At 55.2% G+C, this 12,745-nt stretch carries 10 protein-coding genes; 4 read left to right on the forward strand and 6 right to left on the reverse strand.

Annotation, left to right across the window (positions count from 1 at the left end; translation table 11 throughout):
• Positions 1–27: 27 nt before the first annotated feature.
• The 3 genes from rmuC to udp form a co-directional block, all read right to left on the reverse strand.
• A complete protein-coding gene (gene rmuC, locus ACCW76_RS09420) occupies positions 28–1,539 on the reverse strand; it encodes a DNA recombination protein RmuC (protein WP_045815815.1) in 1,512 nt (503 codons plus the stop codon).
• An 85-nt stretch (positions 1,540–1,624) separates the two neighbouring features.
• Positions 1,625–2,893: a tetratricopeptide repeat protein gene (locus ACCW76_RS09425; protein WP_436338400.1), complete on the reverse strand. Its 1,269-nt coding sequence runs from the start codon at positions 2,891–2,893 to the stop codon at positions 1,625–1,627.
• 87 nt (positions 2,894–2,980) lie between these two features.
• A complete protein-coding gene (gene udp / locus ACCW76_RS09430) occupies positions 2,981–3,742 on the reverse strand; it encodes a uridine phosphorylase (protein ID WP_038643781.1) in 762 nt (253 codons plus the stop codon).
• 300 nt (positions 3,743–4,042) lie between these two features.
• Here udp and ACCW76_RS09435 point away from each other — a divergent pair, with 300 nt between their 5' ends.
• Entirely contained in the window at positions 4,043–4,879 is an 837-nt protein-coding gene (locus ACCW76_RS09435; protein ID WP_038643782.1) for a dienelactone hydrolase family protein, read from the forward strand.
• 38 nt (positions 4,880–4,917) lie between these two features.
• Here ACCW76_RS09435 and metE read toward each other — a convergent pair whose 3' ends face one another.
• A complete protein-coding gene (gene metE / locus ACCW76_RS09440; RefSeq protein ID WP_436338401.1) occupies positions 4,918–7,188 on the reverse strand; it encodes a 5-methyltetrahydropteroyltriglutamate--homocysteine S-methyltransferase in 2,271 nt (756 codons plus the stop codon).
• Between the two features lie 215 nt (positions 7,189–7,403).
• Between metE and metR the strand changes: the two genes are divergently transcribed.
• Positions 7,404–8,333, forward strand: coding sequence for an HTH-type transcriptional regulator MetR (metR, locus tag ACCW76_RS09445; RefSeq protein WP_034827906.1), 930 nt, complete (start codon positions 7,404–7,406; stop codon positions 8,331–8,333).
• A gap of 95 nt (positions 8,334–8,428) precedes the next feature.
• Positions 8,429–8,911 carry a DUF1456 family protein gene (locus tag ACCW76_RS09450; protein WP_436338402.1) on the forward strand — a complete coding sequence of 161 codons (483 nt, stop codon included), beginning with the start codon at positions 8,429–8,431 and terminating at the stop codon, positions 8,909–8,911.
• 350 nt (positions 8,912–9,261) lie between these two features.
• Here the strand turns inward: ACCW76_RS09450 and ACCW76_RS09455 are convergent, their stop codons facing one another.
• Positions 9,262–10,131 (reverse strand): carboxylate/amino acid/amine transporter, encoded by an 870-nt coding sequence (locus ACCW76_RS09455; protein ID WP_097118548.1) that lies wholly within the window; start codon positions 10,129–10,131, stop codon positions 9,262–9,264.
• 433 nt (positions 10,132–10,564) lie between these two features.
• Between ACCW76_RS09455 and glpT the strand changes: the two genes are divergently transcribed.
• The gene (gene glpT, locus ACCW76_RS09460) at positions 10,565–11,905 is read left to right on the forward strand and encodes a glycerol-3-phosphate transporter (RefSeq protein ID WP_436338403.1); all 1,341 of its coding nucleotides are present in this window, start codon (positions 10,565–10,567) and stop codon (positions 11,903–11,905) included.
• A 32-nt stretch (positions 11,906–11,937) separates the two neighbouring features.
• Here glpT and yigL read toward each other — a convergent pair whose 3' ends face one another.
• Entirely contained in the window at positions 11,938–12,738 is an 801-nt protein-coding gene (gene yigL / locus ACCW76_RS09465; protein WP_038643786.1) for a sugar/pyridoxal phosphate phosphatase YigL, read from the reverse strand.
• Between the last annotated feature and the right edge of the window lie 7 nt (positions 12,739–12,745).

The raw sequence follows: 12,745 nt of genomic DNA on the forward strand, positions 1-12,745 counted from the left end.
GCGCTACGCGAGCACGCGACCACCGTGCTATTCGTTGATGCGGCGCAGAGAAGCGGCGGAAGAATCTGCCACATTTTCATTGGGCTCGGGATCGTCCGCCCAATCTTCGCCCGCCTCTTCCGGCTGCGCTTGCTCGACCAATTGGGGATTGATCGGCCGTTTAATCTCCACACCTAACGCGCGGAAGGATTCGCTTTGCGCAATCAAATTGCCGCGCCCTTCTGACAGTTTTTTCATCGCCTGGTGATAACTCTGCTGCGCTTTATCGAGGCTGTGACCGATACCGCTCATATCATCCACAAACAGCCGCATTTTATCGTACAACCGCGTAGCTCGGTCGGCGATGCGTTGTGCATTGCGACTCTGGTGCTCATAACGCCACAGGTTGTTGATGGTGCGCAGTGCCACCAGTAATGTCGTCGGGCTGACCAGCATGATGTTTTGCTGCAGCGCTTCGCTGATCAGCTCTGGCTGCCGATCAATCGCCAACAAGAACGCGGGCTCGACCGGAATAAACATCAACACATAATCCAGAGAGCGTAAACCGGGCAATTGTTGATAATCTTTTCGTCCCAGCAGCCGAATATGGCCGCGCATGGCGTTGACATGCTCCTGAATCGCCTGCTCACGTGTGGCTTCATCTTCTGCGTTGAAATAGCGTTCGTAAGCCACCAGCGTCATTTTGGCGTCAATCACCACATCCTTGCCCTGCGGCAACCGCACGATCACATCCGGTTGCATCCTGCCCTGCTGCTCCAACTGCACGCTGACCTGCGTCTGGTATTCGTAGCCTTCACGCAGACCGGAGGCTTCCAACACCCGCGCCAGCACCACTTCGCCCCAGTTGCCCTGGATTTTATTGTCGCCTTTTAGCGCTTTTGTGAGGTTGACCGCTTCCTGCGCCATTTGCGCGTTAAGCTGCTGCAGTTGACGAATTTCATGGGCCAGCGTATGGCGTTCGCGTGCTTCCTGGCCAAAGCTATCCGTCACCTGACGACGGAAACCATCCAGCTGTTCACGCAGCGGACCAATCAGCCCGTTGAGGCTCTGCCGGTTTTGCTCATCCACCCGACGTCCGCTGTTTTCAAAGATGCGGTTGGCCAGATTCTCGAACTGTGCGCTGAGACGCTGTTCGCTGTTAGTGAGCAGGCGCTGCTTCTCTTCTGCGCCAAAACGCGTCTCTTCTAAACGGATGGTGACTTCACGCAGTTCAGCTTCCTGCGCACTGTTCACTTCCAGCTGATTACGCAATTCCCGGCTAAGCTGTTCGCTCTCACCACGCCAGTAATCGAGCTGTTGCAGCCGTTCCTGTGCACCGCTAAGCGTGCCATGGAGCTGCCGCAGTTCTTGCTCGCGCTGCTGAATTTGCTGCTGTAACAGTTCGAGTTGCTGCTGCTGGCGCTGTTGCGCCTCTTCCAGCAGGCGGCGTTCGGTAGTGAAGCTGGCGTACTGGTGTCCGGCACGCAACTGGGCCAAAATCCAGCCGAGGCCCAGTCCGGCCAGCGCCAGTGCGCCGCTAATGATAAGTTGCTGATCCATAATCCCCCCGCGGATCGTTTCGCTGAGGGAAAAGGTAAGTCGCTACTGTATGAATGTCCAGACTGTTGTGTAGCTGGCGTATGATTTACAGCGCTTTCACCGTCAAATCACCCGCTTTCCATGCATCAATCAGGAAAAACGGCATCGGCAACAGCCATTCACTGCCCTTCACTTTGGCGGGATAGCACCAGCTTTGTCCATTGTGAGTGAGTTCAACCTGCTGCCAGCCGTTATCAACATTCTCCACCTTGCCCGCCATGCTGGAATACCCTGCGTTGCTACCGACGTGAAAACGCTCGGTTTGCCAGCGAATTGGCGGGTGTGCGGGCCACGCCTGGGCATGATGGAATCGGAAGATATCGTCATGATTCAGCAGGCTTTCGCGCACCGTCGGCCACAACGCCACTTTGAGGAAGTACTGATCGGTGAAGCGTTCACTGCCGCTGTACTGGCCGATAAAGTCGCGTATCTGCTGCTCAACGTTGTGGAACACGCCATGACAGCCGCCCCACATGCCCGCCAGCAGCAGTTCGGTATGCGTAAAGTAATCACGCATATGATGGAACCAGCATGGCGATTGCAGCCAGGCTTCTACCGCCGCCACTTCACGCTCCGACAGCAGGGAGTCCGCATCTCGCACGATATAGCGTTTTACGCGGGGATCATCCATCACCAGAAAGCGCCACAGCGTCGGGAAGATGGTCTTCTCATGTGACATATCCACTAACTGGACATTCGGCTGCTTCAGACGCTGCCAGACGTGTTGCGGCACGCTGTCGTCAAGATAGATGCGACACATCCAACCGGGATAGAACTCGCGCGCAACATCGATATTTTTGATCAGCGTTTCACAGTAGCGCGGTTGGCCGCCATACAGACTGAATGAGATGATATTTTCAGTTGGATTCGTGGGATTGAAAGATGGCGGCGCTTCTGCGGGATACGCCACTGTGTGACCCTGACGAAAGATCGCGTCAGACTTCTCCAGCGACTCGCGGCCGTAACGTGCCACTTCATCGTGCTTTTCCAGCCAGCCACACACTTCGGTTAAGCCATCGAGCCAGGTGTCGGAAGCCTGCGCACGCTGCGCTGCCGATGCCTGATAGATCTTTTGATAAGTTTTGTAGGATTTTTTGTACTCCCCCACGCGCATTAGCGTCAGCGCATAGTCACTCAGTACCTGCATGTTTTGCGGCATGACGCGCAAAACCTCTTCACAGCACTGACGTGCCACGGGGAAATCAGAGACCGCCATTGCCTGGCGAAAACGTGCTGCCACGCTCTCAATACGAGACTGCGCAGCAGCGGGAGTAGGATTAAAGGCAGGACGCGGAGCAGAAACCGTTTTGCGCATAGTTGTTTTCTCAGTATCAGCTGAAAAACGTGCGCAATGTGATGGCAGCAGGGAATTCCTTATCCGTAATACCTGCTGCCTTGCGCACTAAATTAAGCGACGCGCGGCTTCTACAACAATTTTCACCGCATCGCTTTCGGTCTGTTTCATGGTCGCGGCATCCGGGATCTCTTTCTGCGTACGGTTAACGATGACACCCGCCACCATGCCCGCTCGCAGCCCCTGACTGGCGCACATGGTTAACAGTGTAGCGGATTCCATCTCATAGTTAAGAACCCCCATTTGCTGCCACTCTTGCATTGAGCCCTGGAAGCGATTCACCACACGTCCTGAGAACGTGTCGTAACGTTCCTGCCCCGGGTAGAAGGTGTCAGAAGAAGCGGTAATACCGATGTGCGTTTTGGCACCGCAGGCTTCTGCTGCGGCCACCAGCGCGGTGGTGCAGGTGAAATCGGCCACTGCCGGGAACTCCATCGGCGCAAAGTGCAGGCTGGCACCGTCAAGACGCACCGAAGCAGTGGTCACCAGCACGTCGCCGACATTGATATTCGGCTGGATCGCCCCGGTCGTGCCCACACGCAGGAAAGTGCGCACGCCGAGCTGCGCCAGTTCTTCCACGGCAATAGAGGTCGATGGACCGCCGATACCGGTAGAACATACCACCACCGGCTTGCCATCCACTTCCGCCAGGTAAGTGGTGAATTCACGGTGCGAAGCCAGATGCTGTGGATTATCCATCAGCGCAGCGATTTTTTTCACACGCTCCGGATCGCCGGGAACGATAGCCAGTGTGGCTCCTTTCAGATCGGCTTTAGTGATACCAAGGTGGAAAACGTCAGACTGGGCCATAACAGACTCCTGATAGATAAGGGATATGCGTGTCACTCTACGCCAGAGCGTCATATAAATATGTGATTTATTTCACCATCGACAATGAAACTTACATTATCAGGAAATTATTATGTGATTTTAATCACACATTGCAGCTCGGCAATTCCGAATTGCTACAAGCGGTACTGCGTAAGTTCGGGTGGCGGTGTTAATAGAGAAGAAGAACATAAGTACACATCCCTCTGAACCCTACGTCAGCCTTGCTCCTGGGCCAGGCTATAGTTACGTGATTGCGCACTTGCTAGCACGGAGAGAACCATGAAAACCGAAGACAATATGGCACAAAAATCAGCAGCCGGCGGCTTTGCCCCAGCCGTTCAGCCCATCGCCAGCAGCACCATTACCACCGTCAGTGACGCTATTCACACCGGTGAAACGTCTGTTCCCAGCCAGGGAGAGAACCTGCCGGCTTATTATGCTCGCCCCAAATCCTATGAAGGCAAGCTGCCGGTGATTCTGGTGGTGCAGGAGATTTTTGGCGTTCACGAGCATATTAAAGATATCTGCCGTCGTCTGGCGCTGGAAGGTTATCTGGCGGTTGCACCTGAACTCTATTTCCGTGAAGGCGATCCTGGTGACTACAGTGATATCCCGACACTGTTCAAAGAACTGGTCAGCAAGGTGCCCGATTCTCAGGTGCTGTCCGATCTCGATCACGTTGCCAACTGGGCCGCACGCCACGATGGCGATATTCGTCGCATGGCAATCACGGGCTTCTGCTGGGGCGGACGCATCAGTTGGCTGTTCGCCGCGCACAATCCGCAGGTGCGGGCGGCGGCGGCCTGGTATGGTCGGTTAGAGGGTGAGAAAACCCTCAAACAACAAAAACATCCTATCGATGTGGCTGTCGATCTTAACGCTCCGGTGCTGGGACTGTACGGCGGTCAGGATGAGAGCATCCCGTTAGAGAGCATTGATAAGATGCGTCAGGCGCTGCACGCCGCCAATGCCAAAGCGGAGATCGTGGTGTATCCGGAAGCGGGACACGCGTTTAATGCCGATTATCGCCCAAGCTACCATGCTGACTCCGCCGCTGATGGCTGGGCACGGATGCTGGCCTGGTTTAAGCAGTATGGCGTTGCACCCAACGCGTAATAACAAGGGGCGCTGCACGGCGCCCCTGTTTATCGCGATTACGCCGATTCTGCGCGCAGCTTTTTCGCGGCGGTCACCATGTTCGCCAGCGCCTGCCGGGTTTCACTCCAGCCGCGGGTTTTCAAACCACAGTCCGGGTTGACCCACAAACGTGCGGGCGGAATGCTTTGCGCCGCTTTGTGCAGCAGATCTTCAATCCATTCTACGCTGGGTACGTTCGGGGAATGAATGTCATACACACCTGGCCCAATTTCGTTCGGGTATTCGAACGCTTTAAACGCATCCAGCAATTCCATATCCGAGCGTGAGGTTTCGATGGTAATCACGTCCGCGTCCAGTGCCGCTATCGAATCCATGATGTCATTGAACTCGCAATAACACATGTGCGTGTGGATCTGCGTTTCATCCTGCGCCACAGCCGCGTTGAGGCGGAAGGCATCAACTGCCCAAGTCAGGTACGCCGCCCAATCCGACTGGTGCAATGGTAAGCCTTCGCGCAGAGCGGGTTCATCAATCTGAATGATCCCGATCCCGGCTTTTTCCAGGTCTTCCACTTCATCACGCAGCGCCAGTGCAATCTGTTTAGCAAGGGTTTCCCGCGTCACGTCTTCACGCGGGAATGACCAGCACAGAATCGTGACCGGGCCGGTGAGCATACCTTTCACTGGCTTTTCAGTCAGCGATTGCGCGTACTTCGCCCACTCAACGGTAATCGGCTGCGGGCGACTGACATCACCGATGATCACCGGCGGCTTCACACAGCGAGAGCCATAACTTTGCACCCAGCCATTTTGCGTAAACACGAAGCCATCGAGGTTTTCGCCGAAGTATTCCACCATGTCATTACGCTCAGCTTCGCCGTGCACCAGCACATCCAGCCCGAGCCGTTCCTGCTCAGCAATCGCCTGCTTGATGTGCTCCGCGATGCCGGTGCGATAGTGGCCTCCATCGATATTGCCTTTTTTGAAGTCGAGTCGCAGGCCGCGAATTTCGGTGGTTTGCGGGAAGGATCCAATTGTGGTGGTCGGCCAGGCAGGCAGATTAAAGCGATGGCGCTGCGCTTTGGCGCGTTCGCCATAGTGGCTGGCGCGCTCAACGTCTTTGGCCTGAATATTCGCCAGACGTGCACCCACTGCGGCATTGTGCACGCGCGAAGAATGAGAGCGGGCACGAATCGGCGCGCTCCACTCCGTCAGCGAGGCCGCATCGTTATTATTGAGCGCCTGGCTCAACAACTTCAGCTCAGCACACTTCTGTAAAGCAAAGGCAAACCAGCTTTTCACTTCCGCATCGAGCCGGGTTTCGACACTGAGATCGATCGGGCTGTGCAGCAGCGAGCAGGAGGAACCAATCCACAGATTTTTACGCTGCCCGACCAGCGGTTTCAGGCGATCGAACCAGCGGCTGAGATCGGCACGCCAGACATTGCGGCCGTTGATCACCCCGACTGAGAGCAGCCAGTCGGTGGGGAGCTGTTGGTGAATATGCTGGATGTCATCTTTGCCATGCACCAGGTCAACGTGCAAACCTTGAACCGGCAGCGTCTTAATGACATCAAGATTTTGACCAATGCTGTCAAAGTAGGTCGTCAGTAGCAGTTTTACATGACCTTGCAGCGCATCGTAGGCAGGCTTGAACGCCGCACGCCATTCCTGTGGCAGCTCCAGCACCAGCGCGGGTTCATCTATCTGCACCCATTCAATACCGCGCTGATGCAGTTCAGCCAGCACTTGCTGATAGACCGGCAGAATCGCTTTCAGCAACGACAGGCGGTCAAACGGCTCACCTTTGACTTTGCCCAACCACAGGTAAGTGACCGGTCCCAGCAGCACCGGTTTGATCGGATGGCCCAGCGCCAATGCTTCGTCCACTTCCTCGAGCAGCTGTGTCCAGCTCAGTGAGAACTGCTGGCCTTGCGTGAATTCCGGCACCATATAGTGATAGTTGGTGTTGAACCATTTGGTCATTTCAGCGGCGGCGGCAGGTTCGCCGCTGGGTGCGCGGCCACGTCCCAGACGGAACAGCGTATCGAGATCGACCGATCCATCCTGGTTCTGATGGCGCGCCGGCACATTGCCCAGCATCAGGCTGGTGGTCAGCACATGATCGTACCAGGCGAAATCGCCCACGGGCAGCAGATCCACCCCCGCGTCTTTCTGCTGTTGCCAGTGACGAGCGCGCAGCTCGCGCCCCACGGCCAGCAGCGCTTCCTGTGAGCTGTTGCCTGCCCAGTAGCTTTCCTGTGCTTTTTTCAGTTCACGACGCAGACCGACACGAGGGAAACCGAGCGTATGGTTCAGAATGGTCATTTAGTGATCTCCAGATATGCTTAACGGGTCGAGCCCGTTTACGTTCATCCAGCGAGTGAAATTGCCGTCCGCTGAACGCCTGAACTGGACGAAAGTCATGTGGCGGTGGCGCTTGCTTAAGATGTTTAGCCGTCCAGATGTTTACACCGCCATAATCTGCGGGTACTGTATGTTCCTCAAGCGCAATTTGTTCAATCTCGATGTGAAGGACTCTCATGATCGAACTCAAACACCTGAGAACGCTGCAGGCGTTGCAGAATACCGGCTCGTTGGCCGCTGCCGCCGCTCAGCTTCATCAGACACAATCGGCGTTATCTCATCAGTTCAGCGATCTGGAACAGCGGCTGGGCTTTCGCCTGTTTGTGCGCAAGAGCCAGCCGTTGCGGTTTACGCCGCAGGGGGAAATCATGCTGCAGTTGGCCGAGCAGATTTTGCCGCAGATTCAGCAGGCGTTGCAGGCATGCCACGAGCCGCATCAGACCACGCTGCGCATCGCCATTGAGTGCCACAGCTGCATTCAGTGGCTGACGCCGGCCCTCAATAATTTCCGCCAGAGCTGGCCGCAAGTGGTGGTCGATTTTAAATCGGGCGTGACTTTTGATCCCCAACCCGCCTTGCAGCAGGGCGAACTGGATGTGGTGTTGACCTCCGATATCCTGCCGCGCAGCGGTTTGTTCTATACGCCGATGTTTGATTTTGAGGTGCGTCTGGTGCTGGCCCCGGACCATCCGCTGGCAAAGCTGGAACATATCTCACCGGAAGATCTAGCCGATGAGGTGCTGATGATCTATCCGGTGCAGCGTCAGCGTCTCGATATCTGGCGTCATTTCCTGCAGCCTGCAGGTATCAGTCCGGCGTTGAAGAGTGTGGACAATACGTTGTTGCTGATTCAGATGGTGTCAGCACAGATGGGTATTGCGGCCCTTCCGCATTGGGTGGTGGAGAGTTTTGAAAAGCAGGGTCTGGTGGTGACCAAAACATTGGGTGAGGGTTTGTGGAGCCGTTTATATGCCGCCGTGCGCGATGGTGAGCAGCGTCAGCCGGTGTTAGAAGCCTTTGTGCGCTTCGCCCGCCAGCACGCCTGTGACCATCTGCCGTTTGTACGCGATGCCGCTCGCCCGGGTTCATTGCAGTCAATTTCTTGATCATCTCTTGGGCGACCTGTGTCGCCCATGCTGTTATCCCTGCCCGGCCTGCTCTATAATGCGCCGCCTCAATCCGCGACCAAGAGAGTTTCACCATGACGAGTAACGATGTTCTGCGCAGCGTGCGCTATATGCTTGATTTGAGCGATAGCAAAGTGGTGGAGATTTTTGCCTTAGCGGGCAGTGAAGTGCCGCTGGAGGATGTGCAGGCGTGGATGAAAAAGGATGAGGATGCGGCGTTCCGTAAGTTGCCAGACGTGCTGATGGGCTATTTCCTCAACGGTTTGATTTTCTTCCGTCGCGGTAAGAGTGAAGATGCGCCCGCACCTTCGGTTGAACGCCGTATGAATAACAATATTTTCATTAAGAAGTTGCGCATCGCGTTTGCGCTGAAGACCACGGATATTCCCGTGGTGCTGGAGAAGGCAAACTTTAAGATTTCACAGGCTGAAGTCGGTGCGATTTTCCGCAATCCGGACCATAAGAACTACCGCGAATGCGGTGACCAGATTCTGCGTAACTTTTTGAAGGGACTGACGATGATGAATCGTCCTGCGGCGCCTGCGAAAAAGGGCTGATGGCTTTTCAGGAATGGGCTGATTGCTGTGTGTTTGTGCTCAGTCAGGGATAGCGTGGCAGATCGCAAAGGAATCCCACATCCCTGTGGATCGGCCTCGCCATCCATGGCTCGGACGCTTTGCTCCTCTGCCACGCTATCCCTTCCCTTAAGCTTTGAGCGTCGCTTTGATATCAGGTCAGATGCAGGCCGCTCCGATCACGAAGGAATCTTACTTCCCTGTGGATCGGCCTCGTCATCTATGGCTCGGACGCTTTGCTCCACTGCCACGCCATCCCTTCTCTTAAGCTTTTAGCGTCGCTTTGATAACAGAGCAAAGCAACGTGCTTGTTAGCCATTCAGCTCGGCCATTTAGGCATCGCTTTTGGACCCATGCCCCACCACCCAACGCTTGTGCACGTATAGCGAAGCGAAAATGACAATCGCCCCGGCAATAAAGCTCGGCCAGTGCGGTTTTTCCTGCCAGATCGCCAGGTTCACCAGCAAGCCCGCCGGTACGTGCATGTTGTTCATGATGCCCAGCGTACCCGCATCGACCTGCGTCGCACCGTAGTTCCACATAAAATAGCCTAGACCTGATGCCGCCACGCCCAGCCACACCAGAATGCCCCACTGCAGTGAGGTGGTCGGCAGTTTGTTCGGGTTACCCCACAAGCTCCACGCAATGATGGCGATGATCACCGCGCCAAGATAGAACCACGAGAAGGCCGTGTGTTGCGGCATTGGGCGGGTTTCCTGCAGGCGCTTGTAGCCGACCATACCGATGGCAAAGCAGATGTTTGCCGCCTGCACCAGCAGCAAACCGAACCAGAAATGATCGCTAACTTTGTCATAGCGAATGATGGCCGCGCCGGCTACCGCCAGCAGCGCGCTGAAGGCATAGCCGATTCGCAGCCGACGTCTGCTGAGCAAATCGTAAATCAGCGTGACGTAGAGCGGCGTCATCACGGTGAACAACAGGAATTCTGTCACGCTGAGGTAGGTATAAGCCTCAAAACTCAGCAGATACATGACACCGAGTTGCAGCATTCCCACCAGCATGTACAGCAGGATGGTTGAGGCGCGATAGCCCTTCCAGCGCAGGAAGGGCAAAAAAACGAGCGCAGCCAACCCAAGGCGCATCAACACAGAGAACCAGGAGTCAACCTGGCCCGCAAGGTATTCCCCTATCAAACTAAAGGAAAAAGCCCACAAAATGGTGGTAACGATCAGTAACAGCACGGTATTGATCCCAAAATGAACAGTGGCGCTAGTGTAAACAAACTGTCGTGGACGGGCTGAAATTTCTGGTTGACGAGTGGTCAAATTAAAATCAAACAAATCGCCGAATCCCCTTCTCTCATTGAGATGAGGTCCACTGCCGAAATCAGCTCGCGGATTGCGGATGCAGTGAATGTCATTCGACGCAGCAACGGATTCCCCTTCCAACCCCAAAAACCCCGACGCTTCATGCGCGATTACCAACATTTTCTGGTTTATATCGCTCTTTAATGTCATCAAACTGTAACAATTGTGTCACACATCACAGTAACGTGGCGTAACCATCACTATCCTTTGCGCGAAATGGAACTTTGGTTTTGTTGTTACGCCAGAGGGCTTTTGACCCAACCTGCTGGGAATTTATAAAAATATCGCGCCCTGGAGGGCCACATTCATGTTGAGTATCTTCAAACCGGCACCGCATCAGCCGCAAGTCGCTGACGATCGTGTCGATCCGCTTTATCGTCGGCTACGCTGGCAAATCTTCATCGGCATTTTCTTTGGCTATGCCGCCTATTACCTGGTCCGTAAAAACTTTGCGCTGGCGATGCCCTATTTAGTTGAGCAGGGCTTTTCACGTGGCGATCTTGGCTTTGCGCTGTCCGGAATCTCCATCGCCTACGGTTTTTCCAAGTTCATCATGGGTTCCGTCTCTGACCGTTCAAATCCGCGCGTCTTTTTACCTGCCGGACTGATTCTGGCCGCTGCGGTGATGCTCTTTATGGGCTTTGTGCCGTGGGCCACTTCCAGCATCATGGTGATGTTTGTGCTGCTGTTCCTGTGCGGTTGGTTCCAGGGTATGGGTTGGCCGCCATGCGGGCGCACCATGGTGCACTGGTGGTCACAGAAGGAGCGCGGCGGGATTGTCTCGGTGTGGAACTGCGCCCATAACGTGGGCGGCGGCATTCCCCCACTGCTGTTCCTGCTGGGTATGGCGTGGTTTAACGACTGGAAAGCCGCACTCTATATGCCGGCGTTTGGTGCCATCCTCATCGCCATTATTGCCTTTGCCCTGATGCGCGATACGCCGCAGTCTTGTGGCCTGCCACCGATTGAAGCTCACAAAAACGACTACCCGCCGGATTACAGCGAGAATCATGAGGAGGAGCTGACGGCAAAGCAGATTTTCATGCAGTACATCCTGCCCAATAAGCTGCTGTGGTATATCGCGCTGGCTAACGTGTTTGTCTACCTGCTGCGTTACGGCATTCTCGACTGGTCACCCACTTACCTGAAAGAGGTGAAGCACTTCACGCTGGATAAATCTTCGTGGGCTTACTTCTTCTATGAATATGCAGGCATTCCCGGCACCCTGCTGTGCGGCTGGATGTCGGACAAGGTGTTCCGAGGCAATCGTGGCGCGACCGGCGTGTTCTTTATGACGCTGGTGACCATCGCGACGGTGGTGTACTGGCTTAACCCGCCAGGCAATCCAGGTATCGATATGCTGTGCATGATCGTCATTGGTTTCCTGATTTACGGCCCGGTGATGCTGATTGGTCTGCACGCGCTGGAGCTGGCGCCGAAAAAAGCCGCTGGTACTGCCGCGGGCTTTACCGGTTTGTTTGGTTATCTTGGCGGCTCGGTGGCAGCCAGTGCGATTGTCGGTTACACCGTGGATTACTTCGGCTGGGATGGTGGCTTCATGGTGATGATTGCCGGATCGGTGTTAGCCGTGATTTTACTGCTGCTCACCATGGTCAGCGAACATAAGCACAAGAAGCAGATGGCATAACGGGAATGGGCCGGTGATTCCGGCCCATTTTTTTAAGCAAGGAACAGCTTGCGCAGCGTATGCGGCACCGCATCTTCAGCATTGCTGCCAATCACTTCTAACGTTGGCAGCGTATCTTTCAGGCGCTGGTGCGCATTGCGCATAATGCAGCCTTTACCCGCCATGCTCAGCATTTCCACGTCATTCATGCCATCGCCAAAAGCGATACACTCTTTCAATGAGTATCCGAGTTGTTTGGCTACGGCTTCCAGTGCATGCCCTTTCGATACACCACCCGCCATCACTTCCAGACAGGTCGGCAGTGAGAAACTGACATTCACGCGATCGCCCCAGCGCGCTTCAATCGCCAGTTCCAGTGGTGCCAGACGCTCAGGATCGTCACAGGTAAAGAACACCTTGCTGATACCGTCGGTTTCCAGCATGCCTGGCTGGTACACCTGATAGTTAAACACCGACTCGCGGAAGTAGTCCTGTTCCTCCGGGCGATGGCGGCTCATATACCACTCATCGTCGCGATACACGTGTGTCAGGATATGCTCATCGTGATACTGCAGACCGTAGAGTTCGCTGGCGATATCGGCATCGAGGTTATGGCTAAACACCAGTTCACCTGCTGCATTGTGCACACGGGCACCGTTAGAGGTGATCATGTACGCCGGAATGCCGAGGTTATCGCGCATCTGGCCCACGTCGATATAGTGACGACCGGTGGCAAAAACGAAGTGGACATCTTGCGCCACCAGTTCCTGCAGCGTGGTGCGAGCAAAAGGTGTCAGGCGGTGTTCCGGTGAGAGCAGCGTGCCATCCAGGTCGGATGCGACGATGTGGTACATGTAAACC

Source organism: Pantoea sp. C8B4, assembly GCF_051336905.1.
Lineage (GTDB): Bacteria > Pseudomonadota > Gammaproteobacteria > Enterobacterales > Enterobacteriaceae > Pantoea > Pantoea rwandensis_B.